General features: G+C 38.5%; 31 protein-coding genes and 1 pseudogene. 12 read left to right on the forward strand and 20 right to left on the reverse strand.

What is annotated here, in order from left to right:
* Positions 1–425 precede the first annotated feature (425 nt).
* Complete coding sequence (locus tag VB733_RS10785) at positions 426–2,087, forward strand: metallophosphoesterase family protein (protein WP_323340090.1); 1,662 nt, start codon at positions 426–428, stop codon at positions 2,085–2,087.
* A 331-nt stretch (positions 2,088–2,418) separates the two neighbouring features.
* On the opposite strand, the gene VB733_RS10790 is transcribed toward VB733_RS10785, so the two are convergent.
* The 5 genes from VB733_RS10790 to egtC all read right to left on the reverse strand — a co-directional run bounded on the left by VB733_RS10790 (position 2,419) and on the right by egtC (position 7,552).
* Positions 2,419–3,090: a biotin/lipoate A/B protein ligase family protein gene (locus VB733_RS10790; RefSeq protein WP_323340185.1), complete on the reverse strand. Its 672-nt coding sequence runs from the start codon at positions 3,088–3,090 to the stop codon at positions 2,419–2,421.
* 84 nt (positions 3,091–3,174) lie between these two features.
* Positions 3,175–3,663: a YbjN domain-containing protein gene (locus VB733_RS10795; RefSeq protein WP_323340091.1), complete on the reverse strand. Its 489-nt coding sequence runs from the start codon at positions 3,661–3,663 to the stop codon at positions 3,175–3,177.
* 385 nt (positions 3,664–4,048) lie between these two features.
* A complete protein-coding gene (gene egtD / locus VB733_RS10800) occupies positions 4,049–5,077 on the reverse strand; it encodes an L-histidine N(alpha)-methyltransferase (protein ID WP_323340092.1) in 1,029 nt (342 codons plus the stop codon).
* Positions 5,078–5,391: 314 nt separating this feature from the next.
* Positions 5,392–6,729, reverse strand: a complete 1,338-nt coding sequence (locus tag VB733_RS10805; protein WP_323340186.1) for an ergothioneine biosynthesis protein EgtB — start codon at positions 6,727–6,729, stop codon at positions 5,392–5,394.
* Between the two features lie 34 nt (positions 6,730–6,763).
* The gene (gene egtC / locus VB733_RS10810; protein ID WP_323340093.1) at positions 6,764–7,552 is read right to left on the reverse strand and encodes an ergothioneine biosynthesis protein EgtC; all 789 of its coding nucleotides are present in this window, start codon (positions 7,550–7,552) and stop codon (positions 6,764–6,766) included.
* A gap of 367 nt (positions 7,553–7,919) precedes the next feature.
* Between egtC and VB733_RS10815 the strand changes: the two genes are divergently transcribed.
* Positions 7,920–8,120, forward strand: coding sequence for a hypothetical protein (locus tag VB733_RS10815; protein WP_323340094.1), 201 nt, complete (start codon positions 7,920–7,922; stop codon positions 8,118–8,120).
* Between the two features lie 198 nt (positions 8,121–8,318).
* Here VB733_RS10815 and VB733_RS10820 read toward each other — a convergent pair whose 3' ends face one another.
* From VB733_RS10820 to VB733_RS10835, 4 genes are all read right to left on the reverse strand, one after another.
* Positions 8,319–8,636: a type II toxin-antitoxin system RelE/ParE family toxin gene (locus tag VB733_RS10820; protein ID WP_323340095.1), complete on the reverse strand. Its 318-nt coding sequence runs from the start codon at positions 8,634–8,636 to the stop codon at positions 8,319–8,321.
* A gap of 6 nt (positions 8,637–8,642) precedes the next feature.
* Positions 8,643–8,897 (reverse strand): type II toxin-antitoxin system ParD family antitoxin, encoded by a 255-nt coding sequence (locus VB733_RS10825; RefSeq protein WP_323340096.1) that lies wholly within the window; start codon positions 8,895–8,897, stop codon positions 8,643–8,645.
* Positions 8,898–9,140: 243 nt separating this feature from the next.
* The gene (locus VB733_RS10830; RefSeq protein WP_323340097.1) at positions 9,141–9,485 is read right to left on the reverse strand and encodes a type II toxin-antitoxin system PemK/MazF family toxin; all 345 of its coding nucleotides are present in this window, start codon (positions 9,483–9,485) and stop codon (positions 9,141–9,143) included.
* Positions 9,472–9,696, reverse strand: coding sequence for a CopG family transcriptional regulator (locus VB733_RS10835; protein WP_323340098.1), 225 nt, complete (start codon positions 9,694–9,696; stop codon positions 9,472–9,474). Before VB733_RS10835 ends, VB733_RS10830 begins: the two co-directional genes overlap by 14 nt.
* Positions 9,697–10,020: 324 nt before the next feature.
* Here VB733_RS10835 and VB733_RS10840 point away from each other — a divergent pair, with 324 nt between their 5' ends.
* Together VB733_RS10840 and VB733_RS10845 are read left to right on the forward strand one after the other, a co-directional pair.
* Positions 10,021–10,239: a hypothetical protein gene (locus tag VB733_RS10840; RefSeq protein ID WP_323340099.1), complete on the forward strand. Its 219-nt coding sequence runs from the start codon at positions 10,021–10,023 to the stop codon at positions 10,237–10,239.
* Positions 10,236–10,520, forward strand: coding sequence for a type II toxin-antitoxin system RelE/ParE family toxin (locus tag VB733_RS10845; RefSeq protein ID WP_323340100.1), 285 nt, complete (start codon positions 10,236–10,238; stop codon positions 10,518–10,520). Before VB733_RS10840 ends, VB733_RS10845 begins: the two co-directional genes overlap by 4 nt.
* A gap of 111 nt (positions 10,521–10,631) precedes the next feature.
* On the opposite strand, the gene VB733_RS10850 is transcribed toward VB733_RS10845, so the two are convergent.
* The 4 genes and pseudogenes from VB733_RS10850 to VB733_RS10865 form a co-directional block, all read right to left on the reverse strand.
* The gene (locus tag VB733_RS10850; RefSeq protein WP_323340101.1) at positions 10,632–10,850 is read right to left on the reverse strand and encodes a type II toxin-antitoxin system HicB family antitoxin; all 219 of its coding nucleotides are present in this window, start codon (positions 10,848–10,850) and stop codon (positions 10,632–10,634) included.
* Positions 10,847–11,071 (reverse strand): annotated as a pseudogene (locus tag VB733_RS10855) (type II toxin-antitoxin system HicA family toxin). Before VB733_RS10855 ends, VB733_RS10850 begins: the two are co-directional and overlap by 4 nt.
* 151 nt (positions 11,072–11,222) lie before the next feature.
* Positions 11,223–11,477 carry a type II toxin-antitoxin system HicA family toxin gene (locus tag VB733_RS10860; protein ID WP_323340102.1) on the reverse strand — a complete coding sequence of 85 codons (255 nt, stop codon included), beginning with the start codon at positions 11,475–11,477 and terminating at the stop codon, positions 11,223–11,225.
* On the reverse strand, positions 11,470–11,694 hold the full coding sequence (locus VB733_RS10865) for a type II toxin-antitoxin system HicB family antitoxin (protein WP_323340103.1): 225 nt from the start codon (positions 11,692–11,694) through the stop codon (positions 11,470–11,472). Before VB733_RS10865 ends, VB733_RS10860 begins: the two co-directional genes overlap by 8 nt.
* A gap of 358 nt (positions 11,695–12,052) precedes the next feature.
* Here VB733_RS10865 and VB733_RS10870 point away from each other — a divergent pair, with 358 nt between their 5' ends.
* The 3 genes from VB733_RS10870 to VB733_RS10880 all read left to right on the forward strand — a co-directional run bounded on the left by VB733_RS10870 (position 12,053) and on the right by VB733_RS10880 (position 13,533).
* Positions 12,053–12,259, forward strand: coding sequence for a type II toxin-antitoxin system HicB family antitoxin (locus VB733_RS10870; RefSeq protein WP_323340104.1), 207 nt, complete (start codon positions 12,053–12,055; stop codon positions 12,257–12,259).
* On the forward strand, positions 12,252–12,497 hold the full coding sequence (locus VB733_RS10875) for a type II toxin-antitoxin system HicA family toxin (RefSeq protein WP_323340105.1): 246 nt from the start codon (positions 12,252–12,254) through the stop codon (positions 12,495–12,497). Before VB733_RS10870 ends, VB733_RS10875 begins: the two co-directional genes overlap by 8 nt.
* A 454-nt stretch (positions 12,498–12,951) precedes the next feature.
* Complete coding sequence (locus VB733_RS10880) at positions 12,952–13,533, forward strand: hypothetical protein (RefSeq protein ID WP_323340106.1); 582 nt, start codon at positions 12,952–12,954, stop codon at positions 13,531–13,533.
* A 255-nt stretch (positions 13,534–13,788) separates the two neighbouring features.
* On the opposite strand, the gene VB733_RS10885 is transcribed toward VB733_RS10880, so the two are convergent.
* The gene (locus VB733_RS10885; RefSeq protein ID WP_323340107.1) at positions 13,789–14,613 is read right to left on the reverse strand and encodes an Rpn family recombination-promoting nuclease/putative transposase; all 825 of its coding nucleotides are present in this window, start codon (positions 14,611–14,613) and stop codon (positions 13,789–13,791) included.
* 217 nt (positions 14,614–14,830) lie between these two features.
* On the opposite strand from VB733_RS10885, the gene VB733_RS10890 reads away from it, so the two are divergent.
* A complete protein-coding gene (locus VB733_RS10890) occupies positions 14,831–15,055 on the forward strand; it encodes a hypothetical protein (protein WP_323340108.1) in 225 nt (74 codons plus the stop codon).
* Entirely contained in the window at positions 15,024–15,302 is a 279-nt protein-coding gene (locus tag VB733_RS10895) for a type II toxin-antitoxin system RelE/ParE family toxin (RefSeq protein ID WP_323340109.1), read from the forward strand. The genes VB733_RS10890 and VB733_RS10895 overlap by 32 nt, the downstream gene beginning before the upstream one ends.
* Before the next feature lie 323 nt (positions 15,303–15,625).
* Here VB733_RS10895 and VB733_RS10900 read toward each other — a convergent pair whose 3' ends face one another.
* The 3 genes from VB733_RS10900 to ahcY all read right to left on the reverse strand — a co-directional run bounded on the left by VB733_RS10900 (position 15,626) and on the right by ahcY (position 18,301).
* Complete coding sequence (locus tag VB733_RS10900; protein ID WP_323340110.1) at positions 15,626–16,090, reverse strand: hypothetical protein; 465 nt, start codon at positions 16,088–16,090, stop codon at positions 15,626–15,628.
* A 66-nt stretch (positions 16,091–16,156) separates the two neighbouring features.
* Complete coding sequence (locus VB733_RS10905; protein WP_323340111.1) at positions 16,157–16,675, reverse strand: hypothetical protein; 519 nt, start codon at positions 16,673–16,675, stop codon at positions 16,157–16,159.
* Positions 16,676–17,023: 348 nt separating this feature from the next.
* Positions 17,024–18,301 (reverse strand): adenosylhomocysteinase, encoded by a 1,278-nt coding sequence (gene ahcY / locus VB733_RS10910; RefSeq protein ID WP_323340112.1) that lies wholly within the window; start codon positions 18,299–18,301, stop codon positions 17,024–17,026.
* Positions 18,302–18,794: 493 nt separating this feature from the next.
* Here ahcY and VB733_RS10915 point away from each other — a divergent pair, with 493 nt between their 5' ends.
* The 3 genes from VB733_RS10915 to VB733_RS10925 all read left to right on the forward strand — a co-directional run bounded on the left by VB733_RS10915 (position 18,795) and on the right by VB733_RS10925 (position 20,386).
* Positions 18,795–19,058, forward strand: a complete 264-nt coding sequence (locus VB733_RS10915; protein WP_323340113.1) for a hypothetical protein — start codon at positions 18,795–18,797, stop codon at positions 19,056–19,058.
* A 120-nt stretch (positions 19,059–19,178) separates the two neighbouring features.
* Complete coding sequence (locus VB733_RS10920; RefSeq protein WP_096612243.1) at positions 19,179–19,550, forward strand: hypothetical protein; 372 nt, start codon at positions 19,179–19,181, stop codon at positions 19,548–19,550.
* A gap of 251 nt (positions 19,551–19,801) precedes the next feature.
* Positions 19,802–20,386 carry a Uma2 family endonuclease gene (locus VB733_RS10925; RefSeq protein ID WP_323340114.1) on the forward strand — a complete coding sequence of 195 codons (585 nt, stop codon included), beginning with the start codon at positions 19,802–19,804 and terminating at the stop codon, positions 20,384–20,386.
* 10 nt (positions 20,387–20,396) lie between these two features.
* Here the strand turns inward: VB733_RS10925 and VB733_RS10930 are convergent, their stop codons facing one another.
* From VB733_RS10930 to VB733_RS10940, 3 genes are all read right to left on the reverse strand, one after another.
* Positions 20,397–21,542 carry a glycosyltransferase family 4 protein gene (locus VB733_RS10930; RefSeq protein WP_323340115.1) on the reverse strand — a complete coding sequence of 382 codons (1,146 nt, stop codon included), beginning with the start codon at positions 21,540–21,542 and terminating at the stop codon, positions 20,397–20,399.
* Positions 21,543–21,564: 22 nt separating this feature from the next.
* Complete coding sequence (locus VB733_RS10935; protein WP_323340116.1) at positions 21,565–22,695, reverse strand: CO2 hydration protein; 1,131 nt, start codon at positions 22,693–22,695, stop codon at positions 21,565–21,567.
* A gap of 104 nt (positions 22,696–22,799) precedes the next feature.
* On the reverse strand, positions 22,800–24,287 hold the full coding sequence (locus VB733_RS10940; RefSeq protein WP_323340117.1) for an NADH-quinone oxidoreductase subunit M: 1,488 nt from the start codon (positions 24,285–24,287) through the stop codon (positions 22,800–22,802).
* Between the last annotated feature and the right edge of the window lie 100 nt (positions 24,288–24,387).

Below are 24,387 nucleotides of genomic sequence, written 5' to 3' on the forward strand. Positions count from 1 at the left end.
GTGGGAACAAACACAACTATGTTAAGAAAGATAAACAAGGCTAAAACCCTCTTCCCTCCTACCCTCTGCCTCCTGCCTAATCCCAATGATAAATATTCACGCCTACTTACTTATCTGTGGTTCAAAATACCAACAACTATGGGTATGGGTAAAAGGATTACTTAAAGCCAATCCCTTCCTTAGGAATGTGAATTAAATAAAGTGCAAAAGTAGGGTGTTGTTGGCGCAGCGTAACGCACCATTTCATATTCGTTCAGAATTGCAAGTTATTAAATTCCTGTTCCTTAGTTAGGAAAGGGACTAGAAAGTTAGGTAATTGAAACACGAAAAGGAGGGCTAATTAAGCCTTTCTCATTTTAATTGACCGCAGATAAATACGAATAAATACGGATAATTTCACAATTGCCTGATATCTTATTTTACCCATGGCATCTACCACAAAACTATTAACTGACCCTTTTTTACAACTCCCAACCTCAGACTCTATCTGCGTAGTGTGGTTTACTGAGTTCCTGGGGATACAACATACCGTTAGCTGTGGCGAACATCTCAAAAATACGGTTATTGCCAATACTAGCAAACTCACTCGTATTCGTGAAGACCAAAAATCGCGAGTCGGTAGCCAAACTAAAGATGGAGAGTTGTATCAAAAACCCGTCATCCGTGATATTTGGAGACACGAAGCAAAAGTGACGGGCTTAACTCCTGGTGTACGTGTGGATTATCGTGTGACTAGCCTCACCGAAGACAATCAAAGCATCAGCAGTGATGTATTTAGCCTGACACCCACACCAAATCCTGGTACTCCCCTGAAGATTTTACTCACATCCGACCATCAAATCAAACCAATGGTGGCGGCAAATCTCCAAAAAGTCATGGAAATAGTTGAACAAGTTGATGCTGTCTGGTTTGCAGGCGATTTGGTAAATATTTCCGACAGGGGAAGCGAATGGTTTGACGATAATCGTGGGAATGCATTTTTTCCCTGTTTGCAAGGAAAAGCTAATTATCAGATGGATGGGGATGGGGGAAAAATAACTTATACAGGTGGACAAATTATTCAAAATGCCCCCATGTTTACCTGTATTGGCAATCACGAAGTCATGGGCAGGTTTGCACGGAAAGATAGTTTGAATGGTGAATTTGATGACACGATTCCTCGCGATATTGCTAAAAAGATATATGGCGATGAAAATATTCAAGCTAACTCTTTTAACACTAATACCTATGAAGAAATTTTCACGCTACCTGAAAGTCGAGAGGGTGGAAAAACTTATTATGCAGTGACTTTTGGCGACGTACGATTAGTAGTCCTTTATGCTACCAATATGTGGCGATTTCCTACTACCGAAAATGGGCGTAAGGGAAAATATGGGGAAGTCGCAACTGATTTACAGAACCCGGAAAACTGGGGTTACGGACAAATTATTTACGAACCAATTCATCAAGGTAGTAGACAATACAACTGGTTGCAACAAGAATTACATAGCGCTGAATTTCAACAGGCAAAATACAAAGTTGTCATGTTACACCATCCACCCCATACCCTTGGTGACAACATTATTCCAGCTTACGCCGATCCCATCCAAATTTGCGATCGCAATCAGGAAGGAAATATTCAAGCTGTTTATTATCAATATCCTAAGGATAAAGATTATTTGATTCGTGATGTGATGCCATTGTTAGAAGCTGCAAAGGTGCAACTAGTATTTTTTGGACATTCCCATCTGTGGAATCGATTTACTAGTGATTCAGGTATGCATTTTCTGGAAACTTCCAATGTGGGAAACTCCTATGGTGCAGCGTATGGAAGTCGGCAACGCCAGAATATACCAGCTACAAATAGTAATATCATTAATCACGAAGATTATATCCTAATTGGTGATCCCAATGGATTGAAACCAGTAACGCCAACCATTGCTCCTATTTTAGGTGAAGACAGGGAAGCTATACCTTATATTTCCAGTAATGAAATCACAGTTTTTAGTATTTTTGATACGGGCACAGGGACAGTTAGTAGTTATAAGTTTGATACTCGCAAATTTGCGGGCAAAGTGATTAAATTTGATGAATTTAGATTGATTTAATTCAGAGGCTATGCATAAAGTAAACCTTAAGACCAAAGAAACCCGGTTTGTTGGATTTAAGTATCGAGCATCATCTGACTTTTTGATGAGAAACCCGGTTTTTCCCTGCGCGACTATCCTTAATATTTACTTTATAAATGGTCTTTCACCATATCATATTCATGTCTGGTTGAATAGTTATTATTAAGACTGAAACGGAGACTTAGAGACACGGAAAAATTTTAATTGTAAGTGATTAGCCGAACATAATATCAGAGGATAAGATTTTTCAATGCTTGATTGTTCAATTTCATCCCTCAATTCAACAATGCCGAAATTAGAAATGCCGAAATTAGAACATTGTCGCAATTATCGTATCCCATTCATCTTGGCTGAATGATTGAACCTCAAATTCGACATCAAAACAAGTTTGAGCAGCAATAACTAAAATATCAATCAGAGTCTGAAAATTCAAATTTTTGAAGACATCTGTCGAATAAAATCCTTCTCCAAATACTTGAGAAAATAATTCCGAATCGGAGCGCAATCGCATAGAACCATGTTGTAAAATGACATTACCCTTGCGTAACTGAGCGCTACCAATTAACTTATATCCTTCATTAGTGACTAAATCTGCGCTTGTCGCCGTACCAAAACAATTGGGATTATGGATATAACCACGCCCTGCCATTCCATAATCTAAATATATCCCTAATTGTTTCCATCCCACAATCAAAAATTCACAAATATCCCGATATGCTTGCATCCGATTGTTGCTGAGTGTATTTGTCACCACCATATAAGTTAAATCACCCTGGTGTAACACAGCCCTACCACCAGTCGGACGCTTAACTAAATCGACTCTTTCTCCTTGCCAATAAAGATTTTTCCAGTTATCGGGATATTTATTTTGATGAAATCCCAGAGAAATTGTTGCTGGCATCCATGTATAAAATCGTAGGCATGGGGGATGTTTTCCCGCCAGATGTTGTGCGAGTAACCATTTATCGATCGCCATCTGCATATTACCAGATGTTTCGAGTAAAGGTATTAGTCTCCAAGTTGCTGTCAATGGAATTGAGGATATGGGAATATAGAGTGTGAAATTTTAGCTGGCACCGAATTGCGATCGCAACTCATCATCATTATTATCGGCGATCGTTGCCACAATAGTGATTAGTCGGGAAACTTCTCCAGGAGATAATTCGGCTAAAGTACGAGTAGAAATGACAACGACTTGATTTTCAATAATCCCAAAACGAGATTCCAAGGTACTAGAACAGTTCATTTCCAATAGTTTCCGCATCAATTGGGATTCATCTTTGGCAGGTAATTTGAGTACGGTAGCCCAAACTGTGAGGGTATCTTCATCGGTAGTACCCGTTAATTGGACAAATACTTCGACGCTGCCATATTTAAATTTCCATAAATAACCACCCTCTGAAGGATGGCTAATCATGGCACTGTCATCTTGTTCGAGAGAACCAATAACGTTTTCAATTACTTCTATATGGTTAATGGTGGTGTTGTTGGCAATTAACTCGTCAACAGATTCGCCATTCGGTATGGTATCAAAACTAAGCTGAGAACTTGTCATAATGTTTGCACCTTACATTTACGTTTCTACTACACCTACTTTATAGCTTGATTTTAAATATGGCTGCGAAACTCCGATACTTTTTTCGCCAATTAAACCTACCTGCTTACCAAGTTTTGCCAAGCTAGTAAGATGAGTTATACAGAAGCTCGTAACGCAGCAAACCCTTATAAATGTGCCGTACTCTCCTTGCTAAGACAACGGCGGAGTATCCACACCACTTTCCTGCCTCCCCTAATACGCTTCAGTTAGGTAGGAAAAGGGTAAGAATAAGACTTAATCGTCTATATGCTATTGATTCTCAAAGCCAATAGCTAAAAGCTAATCGCTAATAGCCATTTTTGGTTGAGAATGGAAAATCAAGGTGCTAACTCACTTTTCAGCACTATTGCAACTGACAAAGAAATAAACCAAACCAGTTATTTACGTCAGTCCAAACTTTTTTAGTCACTAAATTGTAGGATTTTAAGTCTTCTTGAAGTGCATCAATATCAAATTTGCGGGAAATTTCAGTCATGATGGTTTCTCCGGCAGCGAAATTAACCCGAAGATTGAGAGCATGTAATTCTACAGTTTGTTGTTTTAAAGAGCGTAAATGCATTTCAATCTGATTTTCAGTTTCGTTATAAAATGCCCAATGTTCAAATTGTGTAGTATCAAAATTACCATCATACAATCGATTCAGATGCTCTAACATATTCAAATTAAATTCTGCTGTCACACCCTGACTATCATTATAAGCAGCTTCCAAAATATGTTTAGGTTTTTGCAAATCTACCCCTAATAAAAAGTATTCTCCAGGTTGTAATGCTTCAGTGATTTGTGAGAAAAATATTTGACATTCTTGCGGGTTCAAATTACCTAAACTACTACCAATAAATGCGATCGCTCTTGTTGCTAATTGCTTCGCTGGCAGTTGTTGTAATGCGAATTCATAAGTACCAGCAAGTGCATAAATTCCCAGGCTGGGATAGTCTATTAATAGCTGTTTGGCGGTGTTTTCCAACATGCCGCCACTCACATCCACAGGTAAGTACCGTAATGGCAAATTTAGCTGTTGATAAGCATCAAGTAAAATTCGGGTTTTTGTCGAGCTACCACTACCCAACTCCACCAGTTCACATTCACCCGTGATTTTGACTATTTCCGTCGCACATTGCTGTAAAATTGCAGTCTCAGTGCGTGTCACATAATATTCGGGTAACTCGCAAATTTGTTCAAATAACTCCGAACCGCGATCGCTATAAAAATAACGTGGAGGTAAAGTTTTGTCAATTTGAGACAATCCCTTCACCACATCACTTCCAGCCACAGCCAGAATTGAAGCCACTTCATGCAAATGTTTAATAGTTAAACGTTGCAAGTTATTTGTAGTTTGGCTGTTAGTCTTGTTGTTAGTTTTAAAAACAGTCATTTCATCTCCAAATATTGATTATATTTTTACGTTCAAAACAAATTACTCAGAACAAATCTTCAGGGTAAATAATCAGACAATGAAACACAAAGCCATATCTGAAAGCATCGTGCTGTGGCTAGATTGACTTCAATAATGTTCAGTGATATTTACACCAAATTGCCTAATTTTTGACATAATTGGGCTTCAGGCGAGATATCAAGTCAGACAAATTCAGTCATCATTAATTTTTCTCCCCATCTCCCCATCTCCCCATCTCCCCATCTTTGCGCCAGTTTTATCGTCAGTATTTAGAAGAAACTGATATAAAACCTTTATCTCTCATCACTTACACATCGAAAACCAGCAAAAATTTGGCGAACATGGGGATGATACCAATTGCGAAAACTGCCACGCATTGCCCAAATACGAGTGGCAAAACTACCACCCTTCAAAACGCGGTGTTTACCATCAAAATATACTTGGGAGTAACCAATATAGGGATAATATATAAAACCCGGATAAGCATCAAACCAAGAACTTGTCCATTCCCAAACGTTTCCTAAAGCATCGTACATCCCGTATGCACTTTGCCCTTGGGGATAAGCATTAACTGGAGTGGTTTGAGATTGGAATTGAGATTGGAACTGAGATTGAGATTCAAAAATACTGACAGCACAATTACAATATTCTGCTGTTGGTTCTTCATTTCCCCAAGGATACTTGCGTTGATGGTAGCCTTGCCTTGCGGTAGTCTTGCCAGCTAATTCTCCATTTCCTTCTGTAATTTCTTCTTTTTCTCCTCTGACTGCTTTTTCCCATTCTGCTTCCGTTGGTAATCGCTTACCGACAAACTTGGCGTAAGCTTCCGCTTCGTAATAGCTGACACCGCAAACCGGATGATTATCCCAAGCTGCATTATCATGCCAATATAGAGGTTGTTTTAAAGGTTGTTGTACTTGTTCTGACTGCAACCATCTCCAACCAGCATCAGACCAATACTGAGCATTTTCATAACCACCAGCTTGCATAAATTCGCGATATTGCTGGCAAGTAACTGGGTAGCGGTCAATATAGTAAGTATCTAAATACACTTGATGAGCAAAGCTTTCATTATCAAGTGCGTCAATGTCATTACTTCCCATCTCAAATTCTCCCGCAGGAATTTGAATCATGTCATTAGCTAAAGCTGGTGATGTAGTTGCAGAAGAGAGGGAAGGAGAAGGGGAAAGAGAAGGATAATTTTGAGTTTTGTTCAATTCCAAGACTAATGAAATAGTTTCGCAGTGCTGGCTTTCGTGCTGAAGCAGAAAAAACCAAATTTTTGCGTCTGTTGCCATGTCTGCAACTTCCAAGTAATCTACAACTTTTTCCCGAACTACATTCAAATAATCACGAGTTTCCTCAATGCTAGGCAATTCAACTCTTGCCGACTTTGGTAAGCCATCCGCAGCATATAACTGACGATATTGGGGAAATATGCATTTTCCACCCGCACTACGTTCTAACAACCACAAGGCTTCTGTAAATGCAATATGTCCAAAGTGCCAGCCAACCGGACTAAAATCGGGATGGACTTGACTGCAAAAACTGCCTGCATCGATTTGCTCTAATAAGGCTAATGTTTGTTGACGACATTGCTGAAAAGCTGCAAGTATAGTAGACTTGGCGATCGCATTATTTTCTCGTAAATCTGTTAGCTTGGAACTAGATTTGTTCAATTCTAATCTCACAGTCTTCCCCCACACTAATAATGCTATTCTCTGGACATGCATTCCAATCGCCATTAAATAGCGGTTCGGAAGCTATAATTACGGAATTTGGCAAATTTTCAGCATTTTTCAACCAATATAAAGATGGTGCTGGTGATTTCGTCGCATATCGCGAAGCAATAATGCTTTTACCATCGCTGATAATTAAATTTGCTAAAGCATAGGTTTGAAATTTTTGTGCTAATTGATTGAGTTCAATTAATGCTAGATGTAAAGCTTGGGCGATGCTTTTTCCAGGATTTGCCAACAAGTAATTCAGCACCATTGCAAACATATGTTCTGAATCAGTGTTTCCACTAATCCAATTGTAAATTTCATCGCTTAATATACTGCGAATTGGTCTATATAAAGTCTGTCGAAACTGATCAATTCTACCATTGTGAATAAATAGTAAGTTATCATATTGGAAGGGTTGAGAATTACTCAAATCTAGAGCCTGACCTGCTGTAGCACTACGAACATAAGCTAAAATATTATCCGATTCCACATAGCGGCTAAGACTCGGTAAGTTAACATCATTCCAAATGGGTAAAGTATTTTTATAAATAAAAGGATTATTATCCTTGATTAAATTATACCAACCCACACCAAACCCATCGGCATTCACTACCCCCGAAAGCATTTCACGCGGTTGATAACTTTGAACAACCAGCGAATGTTCCGGCTCGGAAATCAGTGTTTCTAGGGAAACGCTTGAGCCAATGTAAGCTAGTAAACGACACATTTCTAAGGCTTTTGCTCCTCATTGCTTTATAAATTAATCCTGATATCTGAGACTTGATTTAGGGCTACATAAGTTTTTGCTGAAAGACAAATGATCTACTTTACATAAGTTAATATTTTACGATTTTTATGGATACGCGATCGCAATTGCAACCCGAAAATTGAGAATATTCGTCTAAAATCATATTATTTAACAATTAATATCAATTGCTCAACCTAAATAATAAGTCTAGAAATGGACTTAATATCATTAGCCTTTAGATAGACAAATTTCCCACCCATAACCATATCTTGGGTAGAGGAAAATACCCCTTCATTACTCTTACTATCAATACAACAAGTACATCAGTGAAGGTTGAAATTTAGCCATGAGTCAAGAAGAAAAAAACAAAAATCAACAGAAGAAAAATGACACCAATACTTCTGGTGGATATCAAACTACCCTTGAAGAAGAAAACCGTAAAACAGGCGTAGCATCCGCCAGCGATGGAAAAACAAGCGCTACACCCGAAGCACCAGAAAATGACACAGTTGCCGGCAGCCCTAACCAAGGAACCGAATCGCGTTAAATAGATGGGAATACCGAGCCTCTGCGCTCGGAATCCTAAATTAGACACTTTTGTATACTTCCAATTTATGCTACTTTCTTGGGCTTTCGTTGATTACGAGAGCTTTTTTTTATTTTATTATTTGATTATTTTGATAACTTAGTTTCAGATGTGCGATCGCATTTACGTCGCGCAAGCTTCGCTTTGATAAAATGATTTTTATGAATCATCCTCTAAAATAGCCTCAATATCTCGCGCACTATGAATAACTCGGATAATGTCCACATCTAAATCAGAAGCACGATAAAAAATTAGATATTTCTTAAATCCCTTTATTGCTTGTTGTCGAATACCTTTTAAATTGGGATTATCAAAATTACAAGGCTTTCCCATCCCTGGCATTTTACCAAGTTGTCGAAAAGTTTCTTCTGCTGCTACCAGAAACTTATCTGAAGCATCCAAGTTATCTTCTGAAATGTAAGTCGCTAAATCAATTAAATCGCGGATAACTTGAGGATGTTTATTTATCCTAGCCATTAATTTTTATTTCGACCCTTTGCGCTTTACTATTTTTTGATGTACCGATTGACGTATCTCTTCCCAATCTTGAGGTGTCATTTCACTCATGGTTCCAGAATTTAAACCTTCCAAGAGCATTGCTTCTAAACGTTCGTTAGCTTTGCGTTTTTGGTCTTGACGTACTAGCTCGCGGAAATATTCGCTAACACTACTGTAACCGGAGGTTTTTACCTGTTCTTCTATATAGTCCCGCATCGTTTCGGGTAGGGAGATATTCATGCTTTTCATTGCTGCAATACCTTTGTTTGACTACATTCATAATTATGGCAGTTTTTGTCATTTATTGCCATGTATCTTAAATAAGAAGTTTAATTGAAGAAGCCAAACCAGCAGATGCAGGAAACTGTCGCCAACCTACGCATAATTGCTAACCCAAACCGCGATCGCTCTCCCAAAATAACATAATCAGAACTGGGATGTCTGACAACAAGCCTTACGGCTACGCACTAATCTCAATCAAAATTAATCTAATCCCAAATGTAACTTTAATGCGGCATCAACCGAAATCATTAAATCTTCGCTTAAAATACCTACAACTTCACCAATGATGCGTTCTTTAGAAATAGTTCTTATTTGTTGAGCTTGCACTTTAGAAACTTTCGGTAAGCCACTATCTTCTGGGTTAATTAAAACCTCAAATGGATAAACGCGAGTGACGTTAGAAGTAAGCGGCAGAGGCAATACTGTGATTGTAGTAGAAGCACGATTATTGGCATTATTACTTATTACCAGCAACGGACGACGTTTATTCATTTCCGAACCGATCGCAGGACTGAGGTCTGCATAAAATATATCACCACGTTTCATCTGTTAATCCATCTGTGATAGTCGCATCCCAAATACTCTCAACTTCTTGGGAAGCCAAGCGATAAGTTTCTTCTAGTTCTAGTTCTCGCAGTAATTTCAATGCTTTCTCGACTACCTGAGAGCGAGATTGGCATCCTTTTTTCTGCTTGTAGTTCTCGATAAACTCAACTAAGGATATTGGTAAGGAAATTGATAGCTTTTCGACGTTCATATTCTTACCATTGGTAGTAAAAGTATTCCTACCTAAATCGTAACATATTACTTCAGTCTGCTGACAGTGGCGCTAATGTAGTGCAACAGGTTATTTGCACCTGAAGATGAAGCGGTACAACGAGCAAGAAGTTTGATTGAAGAAGTCAAACAAAAAGATGCAGGAAACCGCCACAATCTTTTAGAATTAGTAGAAATCGCACTCTCAAACCTGCATTAACTAAAACAGCGATCGTAATGGAATTGTTGAATTTATACGATGTCTATCTTTTTGAAATATCGATCAAAGATATAATTTATATTATTGAAATTTCAGATAAAACCTATGGTAGAGAAAATATCGACGCTCCAGCAAGCAATTGATGTTGTGGAAGCACTCGAACCAGAAGAACAAGCAATGTTACTTGATATTATTAGCAAGCTTTTAAGTCAACAACGTCGCGATGAACTAATAATAGATGTCGTACAAGCGAGAGATGATTACCAAAAATGTAATACGAAACGCGGCTCTGTTACCGATTTAATGACGGAGTTGGATGAGTGAAAAGTTTGGTTTGGAGTGCGGGATTTGTACGTAAATTCAAGCGTCTAATAAAGAAAAATCTACAGTTGAGAATTCAAGTTGAAAAAACATTAGACTTACTAATAGAAGACCCTTTTAATTCTAGCCTGCGAACTCGTAAATTAAAGGGTGATTTAGATGGGGTCTGGTCTTGTTCGCTAGATTACAATAATAGAATTTTATTTGAATTTGTAGTCAATTCAGATTCGGGAGAGGAAGAGATATTTTTGTTAACCCTCGGTTCTCATGATGAAGTATATTAATTACTTGTATAAGTATTATAAAGGTTGATAAAAATAGCGATCGCATTCCCAAATTCACCTAACAAAAAGCGCGATCACACAAGCTTCGTAGCCCCAACTCTACTATCAGTATCAAGCAACTAGAAGTGTAGAAGGTTCCGGTATGGGTTCACCTTCTGTCTCCCAAGCTTCCAAATACATTTCGATTACTTCTTCTCCATTATTAATTGCTTCTTCACGGGTTTTACCATGAGTACAAGGCATAACTACGCGATCGCTAAATTCTGGAATGGTAACTAGAAAAAGCTCATCTTCATCACTCCACTGAAGAACCATACTATAGCGACTCATAAATCTGTATCCTCTTGTACTTCCTTAAGTTCGACTAATAATTTTTCTAACTGTTTCTCTAAATAGCGTGGCACATCATCCCCATCTTTGCCTGGAATTGTTAATGCTTTTCTCAATCAAAGATGTCTCCAACGCTCGTGACTACCTTTTCCACGCTTTGGTAGATAAACAAATCCTTCCCTTTGTATTTCAGCTTTAAATTCTCGAATTTTTCTCGGCATCAGTGTTTGTAACTCCTAGCCTATTTTCTCATAACGCGAACTGACCAGCGCAAGGTACTTACATCACGCAAGCTAGAACTTCGTTCAGCTACCCTACGGGAACGCTAAAAGCGTAGCTTGCTTCTGCGGAGCAGTACGCTAATGCACTATTTTACTCATCGATTGACTCATTACTCTCATCAAAAGCAATATCATCAGTAATATTATTTTCGGTAGGTTGAATTGCAGCGAAAATTTGTCTAATAATCTTTGGATGCAATATTTTCCCAGGATGAAAAGGAACTACAACTCTAGTTTCTGCTAAACCATAAATTCTATGGCTACCTTTACTTCTAATTTGAATAAAACCTGCATCTAATAATAATTTTTCTGCTTCTTTTGCAGTAATTCGAGGTAACTTAGGCAACTTTTACCTCCAAAGTCATAGTGAATATTTCTTTGTTTTGAAGAGCCTGCTTCTCAGATTCTGATAGTGTTTCTAAATAAAGTTCGACAGCTTCTTGAATATTCTCTCTGACTTCTTCTAATGAGTCTCCTTGAGTTTGACACCCTGGAAGTTCTGGACAATAAGCGTAGTAGCCATCTTCATCTTTTTCGATAATAATACTTACTTTGTAAGGCATATATACTATTTCCTACTATGTGAAAATATGATCATAGCTTTTCTCAAGTCGGTTCATACGTGCGAACAGTTTACGTCACACAAGCTAGAACTTCGTTCAGCTATCCTACGGGAACGCTAAAAGCAAACGCGATCGCATTCTCAAATTAACCTAACAAAAAGCGCGATCGCACCCAAACAAACACCTACTGAAAGCGCGAACGCAATCCTCAAACCAAGTAAACGCGATGTCTGACGACAAGCCTTACGGCTACGCCATCACCACAACCCAAAATGCGATCATATCTGTAAATGATAATAAAGCAGTAAAATCTGGTTTGTAATAAGATATAGATTGAAATAGCGCAGGCTCAAACGTTATGAATCGTGCATTCACAGCAATCGTTTATTGGGAAGATGATGTATACGTCGCTGAGTGCCCGGAGATTGGTACAGCAAGTCAGGGTGAAACAATTGAAGAAGCAATTAGCAATCTTAAAGAAGCTACAGAATTATACTTAGAAGAATTTCCCCTGCCGAAAACTACTCCTCGTTTATTTACTACATTTGAGGTAGCATGTGCCTAGATTACCTCGAATTAAAGGCTCTGAAGTCATTCGTACTTTGGAACAGTTAGGGTTTTATCAAGTTAGGCAAAGGGGTAGTCATGTAATTTTAAAAAAACAGATTCTTGATGAAAATGGACAAACCAGCGAAATTGGATGTGTTGCACCCTTACACAAAAAAGCGATCGCAATAGGAACGCTCAAAAGTATTTTGAGTCAAGCTGGTGTTTCGGATGAAGAATTTATCGAAAATTTGTAGTTCTTAAAATGCTGTAATTTTGATGCTTTGTTTCTAGATGATGATAGTTGAGCGATCGCACCTCCATCATTCTCCTCAAAACATAACACGATCCTCGTAGACATTTCATGAAGGAGCATCGCAATCCCAAAGCAATAACAAAACGCGATCATATTCCCAAACAAACCTACGCACTTGACTTTTAACACAGTCGCTACGCGGAAGTATGATCGGATTCCCAAACCAATAACTAAAACACGACTTAATCTCAAAGCAACCCCAACAAAATCGCACCACACGCAAACCGCAGTGATTTTAATCACAGCTATTATTCTCTGACTACGCATAATTATAAATATAAGTCTTCTTAAATATTTTTAAGAATGTCGATAAATACGCAAACATGCGAAACAGGATTATTTGAAGTTATTTCACGTTCATAAATGCTTGATTAATAAAATAAGGAGATTGATTTATGGATTTTGAAGATATTGCCAAAGAAGTTGTCGATAAAGCGAAAGATAAAGCTGTGGAAAAAGTAGCTGAAAAGACTTTAGGTGTCAGTGGTAGTGATATTAAAGTAGTCAAAGCTGTTGCCGAAACTGGTGCTGCTGTAGGTGCTGCTGCTAGTGCAGCAACAGGTTTAACTGTCGCAGCGACTTCAGGTGCTGGGATTACTTCCGGTTTAGCTGCGGCTGGTGGTGTTGTTGGTGGTGGAATGGCTGCCGCTCCTGCTGTACTTGCTGCTGGTCCCGCTTATGCTGGGGCAAAGATACTCAACAATACTCTTTTCAAAGATGAAGAGAATTTATCCGAAGAAGAGCGGGATGCTCGTTCTGCTGCCAGAACTGCTACAAACGGCGGCTGCTGGTGTTGCTGGCGCAGGTATGGTGACAGTTGCTGGTGGTGCATCCGGTGCGGCAATTATGAGTACACTAGCAGGTATTGGTGGCGTTGTTGGTGGTGGCGCGATCGCTGGTACTGCGATCGTTGCTGCTGCACCTGTTGTGGCTGCTGGTGCGATCGGATATGGGATATACAAACTTTTTGGCGGTAAAAAGAAATAGGTTGAAGCCAGATTAACTGTGACAAAGCCCAACATTTATTATTCTGCTAGTCAAAACAATAAATGTTGGGTTTCACTTTGTTCTCCCTTATTATTACAGGAACCGAAATATTAAAATGATCGATCTAAAATTCTTTTAGCTTTACTGTAAAGCTCTTGATTACTCTGACTATTTGCAAGTAAATAAAAAGGATGAGCGCGATCGCCCATCCCAAAAATCATAAAATTTAGTTAACCTATTTATAACTAACTGCTGACATTACGATCAAGCCAAGTAACTAAATCGGAAACATTTGAAAAATCTAACAGAGCTTCAGCCAATAAGTCTAATCTATCTATAGATAAAGTTTTAATTCTTTCAAGTAATACCAAATCTATTTCACCCAAACGCCGATTGAGTAGACGTATAATTACACGTTCTTCACCTTGTTTATTTCCTTTTTGCAAAATATCCTGGTAAATAACTGATTCTTGCATAATATCCTCACTCAATAACTGACGAATTAAACCCTTTTCAAACCGCAAACCTGCTAGAATTTCAGTATAAGCTGCCGTATTTTGTCTTATTTCTCTATCTGCGATTGTAGCGATTTCCTGGGCAACCTGCGATAATAACTCCCGTGGAGAATCGGTTCGGCATAAAGAAGCTAACGGCAATAAAGCCGAATTGCCCAAAAATAAACTCGAATCCTGCTCCCACATTCTCACAGCACGATACCTGTGAACGGTAGACTCCTCCCGATATTCTTCGGTAAAAGCAATTTCATCATCTGTTTCCTGCAAAAAGATGACAGATTGTGTCACAGAAGACCTGCATAAACGTTTGAGCCTGACGTAATAATCTAGCATTCGGAAAGGAATCACAGGATTAGACTTTGTTAAAGTCTGAAATTCAATATGTAAAATTCGATTACCAGCTTGTATAAAAATCACCGAATCAGCACGGATTGGTTCCAAGCTTAACTCAGTTTTTAACACATTAATATCAGTAGATTCTTCTCCAATTAACCACCTGACAAAATCTGCTGGATACTTTTCCGCTAGTATTTTACAAATATTATCAAAACTCACTCAATTTATCCCTGATTAATATTAGGAATATCATAGGACATAATTGATCGCACTCCTAAACCAACACTAACAGAAACAGCGATCGCATACTCAAACCGACACATACTAAAAGCGCGATCGCATTCTCAAATTCACCTCACAAAATGCGATCGCATGTGTATGTCATTTAGGAATGGTATATTGATAGTATTATGGGTAGCAATTTGATTTAATCAGCATGGAAATTCAAGAACTCAAAGCCCTGATCAAAGAAACAATACGTGAAGTGCTACAAGAAGAAAGACTTCGCCTGTGTCAAATTTTAGTACCTCATATCAGCGATGAGGAGCAAAGCGAGCTGGAGCAGGATTTTGGCTCCCCTTTTGATGATGCGGATGAGGAAGTGATCGACATGACGGATTGGGTAAAAAATGGCAATCAGGTTTCGCAAAAAAGCGATTAAATTTTTGGAAAAAGCCAATCCCGAAGATGTGGAAAATATCCGTGAGCAAATAAATCAAATTGCTATCGCTGTTGAAGAGTTGGGTGTTATTCCCTTCACAGAATTGGATATCAAAAAGATGAAGGGTGATTGGGAAGGTTTTTACAGGTTGCGTGTAGGCAAAAATAGAGTAATTTTTACACTTGATAGCGATTCTAGAGATATTGAAGTTTATGTAATTGGTGCGAGGGGAGATGTTTATAAGTAAATCTCTTATTCGGTGTTGTAATTATAACTGGAAATGATAAGTGAGTTATGATGCGATCGCATTCTCCAATTCACCTAACAAAAAGTGCGATCGCATTCTTAAACCAAGATTAAACAAAATGCGATCATATTCCCAAACAAACCTACGCACTTGACTTTTAACACAGTCGCTACGCGGAAGTATGATCGCATTCCCAAACCAATAACTAAAACACGACGCACTCTTAAGCCAACCCTAACAAAATCGTACCAAACCAACTGTAACCAAATAAGCGATCGCACTTCCAAATCAACCTTCACAAAGCAGTATTCACTCAATAAGGTCTAGTTTGAAGACAAATTAAGCATGGTACAAACACGATTTTTGAACTCTTGAAAACCACCATTACTATCCCAATATGTTTTAAAAGTAGGCAACGTTTCTAATTCCATCACATTACCACCTTCATAGCTAAGAACTTCAGGGTATCCAAAGACAATATCAGCTTTTGCAGAAATTAGCGGATGATGACAATTTATTGCCCAGATTGTTTCAACAATTCGATAGATATTGTAATCTCCTTCCCAAGGATATTTTTCATGCTTGTAATCTAATACTTTGACAAGATGAGTTACATAACCCTTTTGCCTTAGCAAAATTAAATCATCTTTATCAGGTTTGTCCGCATTACTTGTATTATCCTTCCAACTAAGTTTGAATAAGTCCCCAGTATTTACATTTGGATAAGCCCATAATTTACTATCTGGACACTTTACGTTTTTAGTCCACTTTAGATTAGTTAAGTCCATGTATATATTTTTATCCCTGACTTTTTTATCAAAAAAATTAGTATTTATACGGATCAAGTAATAAAATTACGGACTTTTTCTTACTATAGAATAAGTATTACTTTTAATTTTTACAGATTCTACATAACAGCCTGAAAAAATGCTATCGGCAAATTTAGTCGAGATTTTTTCAAATTCTTGCCTTGTTAATTCTTGACTGCCTGAATCAGATATAGTTATATTCATTGTCCCACTACTTCCATCAAAATCTGCTTTAGCAGATGCTTCCATAGCCTGATTAAAATTTGCAGCACACAATGTACCACCGTTTTTTCCAGAGGTAGACGAAGATGAAGTTTTTGTTGAATATTCTAGTGAAAAGTCAGGTTTAAAAAAATGAATAGGAATAGATAGTATTGGAATCATCATAACAACTATCATGAAACCAAGAGCAAGCCGAACCATTCTGGGAAAATAAAATTTTTTATGAGAATGTCCCACAAATCCTGCTATGTACCACTTCCAAAATTTTTTGCTGAATGATATCGCAATAGTGGCAGCTTTTAATATAAAGGTAATAACTGCTTTAGTCTTTGATTTAGACATAATCTATTTTTTTAGTACATGACTACTGAGTGTAGTTTTTTTAGGAAAGTCTTCATCTGTATAAACACATAAATGTTTGGAAAAATACTTGTGTAAGCCAAAAGTGTCTCACTCTAAAAAAGTGGATGAATCCCACAAAAATATTTTGCATTGACAAATAATCTACTTTAAAGCTTCACCCACAACTATTGATCTAAGTATTCCCAATAATCAATGTTGGGTAACACAAATCCTTCACCCAACCCATAAAAAAGGATGAGCATTTGCCCATCCTTAAAACAATCAAATTAAACTATTTCCCAGCAGCCAAAAGTTTTTAAAAACCTTGAACTACTAACTTTCAAATAATTAGGTTCCAGATGTCCAGGAATTGCTGTAATCAATTTGGTCTTGTGTCAAGGTATCAACAGTAATACCCATCGCTTGTAACTTCAAACGAGCAATTTCCTTATCCACATCCGCAGGAATCGAGTGAATACCAGCAGCTAATTTACCTTTGTTCTTAACTAGATACTCTGCACCCATTGCTTGGTTCGCAAAGCTCATGTCCATAACTGCGCTGGGGTGTCCTTCCGCAGCCGCAAGGTTGATCAAACGACCTTCACCTAATACAACTACCGATTTACCACTCTTGAGTTTATACTCTTGGGTGAAAGGACGAACGTCTTTAACTTCTGAGGCTTTATTAGCAAGGGTCTTGAGGTCAATTTCAATATCGAAGTGACCAGAGTTACAAACCATTGCCCCATCTTTCATCACGTCGAAGTGTTCGCCACGGATAACATGTTTGTTTCCAGTAACGGTGATGAAGAGGTCGCCTAAAGGTGCTGCTTCTGCCATTGGCAATACACGGAAACCGTCCATAACAGCTTCGATCGCTTTAATGGGGTCAATTTCGGTGACAATTACATTCGCACCCAATCCGCGCGATCGCATGGCTGTACCTTTACCGCACCAACCGTAACCAGCGACGACTACGGTTTTACCTGCTAGGAGGACGTTGGTAGCACGGATAACACCATCGAGGGTGGATTGACCTGTACCGTAACGGTTATCGAAGAAATGCTTTGTGTCTGCGTCGTTGACGTTCATCGCGGGGAATGTCAACACACCATCTTTTAACATCGCTTGTAAGCGCACAATACCTGTGGTGGTTTCTTCAGTTGTACCAATCAGGTCAGCGATTTGATGGGGACGCTGTTGAATTAATGTGGCGACTACGTCACAACCGTCGTCAACAATAATATTGGGGCGATGGTCTAAAGCGACTTGGACGTGGCGGCTGTAGGTAGCTTCGTCTTCACCCTTGATGGCGAAAACGGGAATACCGTAGTCAACTACTAAACTTGCGGCTACGTCGTCCTGGGTGGAAAGGGGATTACTGGCAATCAAAATTGCATCCGCACCACCAGCTTTCAGAGCGATCGCCAAATGCGCGGTTTCAGTAGTAACGTGGCAACAAGCAGAAATACGGATACCAGCAAAAGGCTTTTCTTTTTCAAAGCGATCGCGTATTTGTTTGAGAACTGGCATTTCGCGTCCAGCCCACTCGATGCGTTGTCTTCCCAAGGGAGCGAGAGCGAGGTCTTTAACCTCGTGCTTTAATCGGGGAGATGTTGCAGTCATTCAACTATTCCTTCTGTTAATTAAGTTTTATGGCGTAATTACTTACGCACTCTACTAGGGTAGACTACGACTGCCAAAATGACACAAATTTTGCTCATTTTTAGTTGGCGATCGCGAATCCTGAACTAGCTTCACTTTTTCTTCAGTGTTATGTCAATGACGTTCTCCGTTTTTTTGCGGTATCTTTAGGCTCACAGTTCCTCAAACTGGCAATAACTTTATCAAAAACTTACAATACGGCACTTTCCAACTACAAGAACCATAGTTTTTAGAAACACAAGGAGAAACCAGGTTTATCATCTAAAAGTTATTGGCATGAGACTATTTTTGGTTCACCAGTAAACCATTCAGCAGTGAATATTATCTAAAATTCTCAAATTTCTACACAATTAAGTACAAACGTACTATAATGAAGGGAAGAATATCAAACAGCCCGGTGAAGCGGAACAACCCCATAAAAATCTCTTGGAAGAGCCATAGGAGGGTAAGTACAATGATGAAACACTACATTTTGAGCTTGAATCCCACTGCTAAACATGAATGGGATAGATGTATATTGCGCGACCCATTAACTGCAAAGCGTCCTGAGATTGCCAAGATGATAGCGGATGCAGTTGGTGCGGATGCTGGTAGTTATTTGGTGAGTGTGAATATTGAAATTCAGGTATTAGAAAAAGCTCCTGCGCCTCAGGTGGAACAATTAACTCTTAATGTTACAGATGTAAACGAGAAGCAACACTTGCGGGAAGCTGCTTAGAAGATATCTTGAGTGTGTAGCAATTGCGATCGCGAAAAACTTTTCTAATTCTTGATCGCAACTAATTATTTCATTAATCAATACAGAGAAACATTATCTAGTTACTTGGTTTATATACCTATGATGCAACTCAGTCATTACCCGTCTGTGATATTTCAAGCTGCCCAAAGGGTAAACGAAATTGACTCGCAATTGATGGCAGTACAACAACAAGTACATCGATTTGAAGGTAATGCAGATAAAATTGCTGCCTTTGAAATGGATTTAAAAAACGATGCCCAGCGTAAAGCACGACGGTTTGAAGTGCTGCTGGTGGATAGGGATTATCAGAAAGCCGTGGATACTCAAGTACAATTAATTACTGAGAAAGCAAATGCAATCGCACATTTAGAGTATTTGCGGAATCAGTTTAGTGTTGCCAAGTTGGAAGCAAGGTTAAATATAGCGCAACAATTAACTGATTTTGAATCGCGAGAATTAGTTGGTTTGTAATTTCTGGGTTTCGTTTTTAGCTGTCATTTGTCATTTTCGTTTTACCGATAGAACTTACTTCTATATCACGCTTGATGGGGAATTAATTTCCAGTTAATTAGAAATACCTCTTCCCTAGTGGGAAGGGGTAAAATTTAACAATAAATAACGATAAATTATGCATATTTGTAAATATTTGGGGTTTATAATTAATTCATAATTTTACAATTACTAATTTTACTATTGGCAAGCTTAGGAATGGAGAAAAATCTATGACCATCGCCCAAGAGCAGCGCTATTACTCGCCCGCAGAGTATTTAGAAATCGAGGTAAATTCTCAAGAACGTAATGACTATGTAGATGGTAAAATTATTCCCATGACAGGTGGCACTCCAAATCACAACCAACTTGCTCTTAACTTTAGCGGAACCCTTAATTTTGCCCTGAAGGGTAAAGCTTTTCGTGTATTTGTCACAGACCAAAGATTGTGGATTCCCAACAAGAAAATTTATACTTATCCTGATGTCATGGTGGTGGCAAAACCCATCGAATTACAAGAAGGACGTAGAGATACAATTGTTAATCCGGTGATGCTTGCTGAGGTATTATCAAACTCAACTAAAAGTAATGATAGGGATGAAAAATTTGCTGCATATCGGACTATTTCCACTTTTGAAGAATATATTTTAATCGACCAATATACAATGCATGTGGAGCAATATTCCAAAACTGATAATAATAAGTGGATTTTTTCGGAATACGAAAATGAGAATGACAGACTTTCGCTAACATCGGTTCCCTTTGAAATTTCGTTAGCTGATATTTACGATAATGTTGATTTTGGAATTGAAGATTAGATATCTAATCTTAAGCCTGTAGTAAATGATGTAAAAATCCAGCAATCTTTTGATTAATTACCTCCACATCAAAACGTGCGATCGCACTTTTTCGAGCATTATTGGCTAATATTTGAGTTTTCTCAATTTCTTGCATACATTGATTAATTACTACTGCTAATTCTTGCGGTTGATTTGGTGTTACTAAAAAACCATTGACACCATCTTCTACTATTTCTATTGCCCCGCCAGCTTTAGCTGCAATCACAGGTTTTCCACATAACATTCCTTCCACTATCACTCTTCCGAATGGTTCGGCTGCTATAGAAGTGTGGGCAATCAAATCGCAAGCTGACATTAGTTGGGGAATATCATTACGAAAACCGAGAAATTTAACACGATTTTCTAAACCTAAGTTGTTGACTTGTTGGTGCAATTGTTCGACATATTCTTGTTCACCAAATAATGCATCACCAACTAATATAACTACAGCATTTTCGGGAGATTTTGCAAGGGCTTCAATGAGGATATGTTGCCCTTTCCAGGGAGAAAGACGACTAAAATGTCCGATGATAAACTTGTTGTCTAGCCCTAATTCTTGACGAATTTGTGTGCTTTCATCATTACTAATTTGATATAAATTTGAGTCAAAACCGTTGTAAGCAATTTCGATAATATTTTCCTTACCACCAGCTTCAATAAAAGCCTGTTTACTCGCTTGGGAATTAGCAATAATTAGTTTAGCAAAGCGGTTAGCAAGGGTAATCGCAATAGTTCGATTAGTTTTACTAAAATGTTCAGGTGAAAGAATATCGTGAAGATGGTAAACTAAGGGACGGCGACTGATAAAACTTGCGATCGCACCTACAACTAAAGCTTTTTGTGTATTGGCGTAAATTACATCATAGTCACGGGCAATTGTTGCTACTTGATTAATGAGAGGTAACAGTTGAGTTAAACTTGCTAATCCTTGACTGAGACTGCTTTCTTTACGAACTTGAATTTCTCGATTTGTGAGAATTTGCACAGGAATTTCGTTTTGTTCCAGTAAGCTTTTAAAGGAACCATCTGCGAATAAACCGACTAAGCAATGATGACGGTAAGGTTTGGCGATATCAATTAAACATAATTCTGCACCACCCGGTTTACCACTTTGATCTAAAAACAGAATTTTCATAGCCAATATAAACATTATTTGCCTATTTATTCACTTCCAATAAGCGTGAATTCGCCAATCTATCCAACCACTTCTGAAAGTAGACTATATTTGCAGTTTTCTCACTTGGCTCTTGAGTATCTGCTGGATGGGGCATTAATCCCAAAATTGTTGCACTAGTAACGCAAAACATCGATTTTTGAAAACTTATACAAATTTGTACGAGTAAATCATCTTCACCCCTAAGGCTTTTGCGATAAATTTCATGCAGATATTCAGGTAGAAAATGTCGCATATCTTGCATCAGCAAAGTTGGCGGAATACCAGCACCACCAATTGGTAATGGATCGGCATACAATGCTCCATATTGGAACCTGGCTTGATCTGCTGGTATTTGATATGCTTGGGCATTGTAGGAAACAGTACCAGGGAAAGGTGTGCCTCTAAAGAAAACAGCTTCAACGTAGGGAATTGCTGTGTCTGGCAAGAAGGTTAAACCTAAAGATTTTGGCAGAATTTCGTAGACTTGTTCTTGGATTTTTACAGCATAAGTAATAGGTTTACCAGCATCAGCAACCAAGCCATTTTTTATATAGTCTATAACTTGGGGAATTGATGTAATTTTACCTTCATCATAAAGGTCTGACATGGTGAGGAAAATATCAGCCATGACACGCCAAAATTGACCTAAACCACTATAGTAACTGGAGACACGCAGATGTTCCAGAAGAAAATCAGGAAATAATTGATTGAGTCCTAAAACAAAGGGATTATTTTTGAATTTAGCGAGAATAACTGCTTTGGCACGTTCTTGAAATTCTGGTGTATCTAAATAAGTATCAAGTCCACCACCACCATGCCAATACATTGCTTTCATACAATATTCGGCATATTCAAAATTTATTCTGTCATGCCACCAATGGCGCAATAATTTTTTGCTGGAGACTTCACCATTAAAGTATTTAAAAAATGGGAAAAATACCAAAAACTGATTTTCGGCGATGTAAATGAGATTTTTGGAATATGCATCTAAAACTATGCCATAACTTTTGAGAATACCAACTACCTCCATGACATTCTGGGAAGTATCTGGAAGTAAACCTTCGGCACTTTGTAGTTTTTTAACGTACTCAGCTAATGGGTAATTTTGCAGTTTCTTTCTAGTTATCACCATAGTATTTATTCAGGAAAGGAAACAGAGGAAAATAAATAGGGAAAAGAGAAAAGAGAAAAGGAGAAGGAAAAACATATGTACTCCTAACTCCAAATCCTTAATCCTTATTCACGAATAGATATATTTGCCACTACATTCTGAGTATTCACCATTGCTGTAGTGGTTGGTTCTATCCAGCGCATCAACCATGCTGGTTGGATACCAAAAATGATAATTAGAACTGCTAACACAAAAGCAGGAATGCGATCGCTCCAGTATACTCTTGGTAAGTTCGTTACTCGTTCCGATAATCGTCCAAAGAAAGCTCGATTCATCAAAATCAAAAAATAAACTGCTGTTAAGCCAGTTCCAATCATTGATAGTAAGGTTTGCACAGGAAATACCGTGAAGCTGCCGCGAAACACAATAAATTCCGAGATAAATCCCACCATTCCCGGTATTCCAGCACTTGCCATGACTCCAGCTACCAACAACGTACCAATTAATGGCATTCCCCGTTCTGGGTTGAATAAGCCATGCAAGACATCTAGATCGCGAGTACCTGCTTTTTTATACACAACACCGACAAGTAAAAACAGTAAAGCGGAAATCAAACCGTGGCTAATCATTTGTAAAACCGTACCCAATAAGCTTAATGGGGTAGCGGCGGCAGCAGCAAGTAGGATATAACCCATGTGTCCAATCGAACTATACGCCACCATTTTCTTCATATCTTTTTGAGCGATCGCACAGGAAGAACCGTACAATACACTAATGACAGCCCAAGTTGCTAACCAGGGTGCAAGATATGTCCAAGCTTCAGGTAGCAGGTTCATCCCAAATCGTAGCATCCCGTAGGTTCCTAACTTGAGGAGTACACCAGCTAGCAAGACGGATATTGGTGTTGAAGCTTCAACGTGTGCATCGGGTAGCCATGTGTGAAAGGGAACCAAGGGAAATTTGATGCCAAAGCCAATTAAAATTCCCACTAAGAGCAAGATTTGTGTGGCTAAAGGTAATGATGATGGATTTAAACCTTCTAGGGCAAATGTGGAAGCACCACTTAACCAAACCATCCCCAGGAAACTTGCTAAAATCAGGATTCCAGAAAATGCCGTGTAAATCAAAAATTTTGTAGCTGCATAACCACGTTTTTCTCCACCCCAGATTGCAATCAGTAGATAGAGAGGAATTAATTCGAGTTCATAAAACAGGAAAAACAGTAGTAAATCCTGGGCTAAAAATGCTCCCGTTACGCCGATATTCAGAAGTAGTAACAGCGAATAATACAATCGCGGACGGTTAATAGCTATGTCGCTACTATAAACGGCAATGCAAGTTAAAAGTCCGTTCAATACTAACAACGGCAAAGATAAACCATCGATACCAAGGTGATAATTCAAACCCAAAGTATCAATCCAAGGCAAGAATTCTGCAAACTGTTGGGTGATATCTTTGGGGTTAAATAAGATTGCTAAAACTAGCATCCATGCAAACGCAATACAAGCAAATACAAGAGCTACCTGACGAGATATTTTTGCATTCATCTCAACGGGTAAAAACCCGATAATTATAGCCCCAATTAAGGGCAATAAAATTAGAGTAGTGAGCATAGTTAACTAGAGAGTGGGGAGAGGGGGGAGTGGGAGAGGGGGGAGTGGGAGAGGGGGAGAGTGGGGAGAGGGGGAGAGTGGGGAGAGTAAGGAGATTAAT

It is taken from the genome of Calothrix sp. UHCC 0171 (assembly GCF_034931845.1).
Taxonomy (GTDB): domain Bacteria; phylum Cyanobacteriota; class Cyanobacteriia; order Cyanobacteriales; family Nostocaceae; genus Brunnivagina.

What these genes read in the sequence shown, in the direction of transcription:
- VB733_RS10795 (WP_323340091.1), bottom strand. Translation starts at nt 3,663, where the DNA reads ATGACAAGTTCTCAGCTTAGTTTTGATACCATACCGAATGGCGAATCT.
- VB733_RS10820 (WP_323340095.1), bottom strand. Translation starts at nt 8,636, where the DNA reads ATGGCTAGGATAAATAAACATCCTCAAGTTATCCGCGATTTAATTGAT.
- VB733_RS10790 (WP_323340185.1), bottom strand. Translation starts at nt 3,090, where the DNA reads ATGCAGATGGCGATCGATAAATGGTTACTCGCACAACATCTGGCGGGA.
- VB733_RS10825 (WP_323340096.1), bottom strand. Translation starts at nt 8,897, where the DNA reads ATGAATATCTCCCTACCCGAAACGATGCGGGACTATATAGAAGAACAG.
- VB733_RS10835 (WP_323340098.1), bottom strand. Translation starts at nt 9,696, where the DNA reads ATGAACGTCGAAAAGCTATCAATTTCCTTACCAATATCCTTAGTTGAG.
- VB733_RS10840 (WP_323340099.1), top strand. Translation starts at nt 10,021, where the DNA reads ATGGTAGAGAAAATATCGACGCTCCAGCAAGCAATTGATGTTGTGGAA.
- egtD (WP_323340092.1), bottom strand. Translation starts at nt 5,077, where the DNA reads ATGACTGTTTTTAAAACTAACAACAAGACTAACAGCCAAACTACAAAT.
- ahcY (WP_323340112.1), bottom strand. Translation starts at nt 18,301, where the DNA reads ATGACTGCAACATCTCCCCGATTAAAGCACGAGGTTAAAGACCTCGCT.
- VB733_RS10870 (WP_323340104.1), top strand. Translation starts at nt 12,053, where the DNA reads ATGAATCGTGCATTCACAGCAATCGTTTATTGGGAAGATGATGTATAC.
- VB733_RS10865 (WP_323340103.1), bottom strand. Translation starts at nt 11,694, where the DNA reads ATGCCTTACAAAGTAAGTATTATTATCGAAAAAGATGAAGATGGCTAC.
- VB733_RS10935 (WP_323340116.1), bottom strand. Translation starts at nt 22,695, where the DNA reads ATGGTGATAACTAGAAAGAAACTGCAAAATTACCCATTAGCTGAGTAC.
- VB733_RS10890 (WP_323340108.1), top strand. Translation starts at nt 14,831, where the DNA reads ATGGAAATTCAAGAACTCAAAGCCCTGATCAAAGAAACAATACGTGAA.
- VB733_RS10895 (WP_323340109.1), top strand. Translation starts at nt 15,024, where the DNA reads ATGGCAATCAGGTTTCGCAAAAAAGCGATTAAATTTTTGGAAAAAGCC.
- VB733_RS10930 (WP_323340115.1), bottom strand. Translation starts at nt 21,542, where the DNA reads ATGAAAATTCTGTTTTTAGATCAAAGTGGTAAACCGGGTGGTGCAGAA.
- VB733_RS10815 (WP_323340094.1), top strand. Translation starts at nt 7,920, where the DNA reads ATGAGTCAAGAAGAAAAAAACAAAAATCAACAGAAGAAAAATGACACC.
- egtC (WP_323340093.1), bottom strand. Translation starts at nt 7,552, where the DNA reads ATGTGTCGTTTACTAGCTTACATTGGCTCAAGCGTTTCCCTAGAAACA.
- VB733_RS10880 (WP_323340106.1), top strand. Translation starts at nt 12,952, where the DNA reads ATGGATTTTGAAGATATTGCCAAAGAAGTTGTCGATAAAGCGAAAGAT.
- VB733_RS10905 (WP_323340111.1), bottom strand. Translation starts at nt 16,675, where the DNA reads ATGTCTAAATCAAAGACTAAAGCAGTTATTACCTTTATATTAAAAGCT.
- VB733_RS10940 (WP_323340117.1), bottom strand. Translation starts at nt 24,287, where the DNA reads ATGCTCACTACTCTAATTTTATTGCCCTTAATTGGGGCTATAATTATC.
- VB733_RS10915 (WP_323340113.1), top strand. Translation starts at nt 18,795, where the DNA reads ATGATGAAACACTACATTTTGAGCTTGAATCCCACTGCTAAACATGAA.
- VB733_RS10900 (WP_323340110.1), bottom strand. Translation starts at nt 16,090, where the DNA reads ATGGACTTAACTAATCTAAAGTGGACTAAAAACGTAAAGTGTCCAGAT.
- VB733_RS10830 (WP_323340097.1), bottom strand. Translation starts at nt 9,485, where the DNA reads ATGAAACGTGGTGATATATTTTATGCAGACCTCAGTCCTGCGATCGGT.
- VB733_RS10850 (WP_323340101.1), bottom strand. Translation starts at nt 10,850, where the DNA reads ATGAGTCGCTATAGTATGGTTCTTCAGTGGAGTGATGAAGATGAGCTT.
- VB733_RS10785 (WP_323340090.1), top strand. Translation starts at nt 426, where the DNA reads ATGGCATCTACCACAAAACTATTAACTGACCCTTTTTTACAACTCCCA.
- VB733_RS10920 (WP_096612243.1), top strand. Translation starts at nt 19,179, where the DNA reads ATGATGCAACTCAGTCATTACCCGTCTGTGATATTTCAAGCTGCCCAA.
- VB733_RS10925 (WP_323340114.1), top strand. Translation starts at nt 19,802, where the DNA reads ATGACCATCGCCCAAGAGCAGCGCTATTACTCGCCCGCAGAGTATTTA.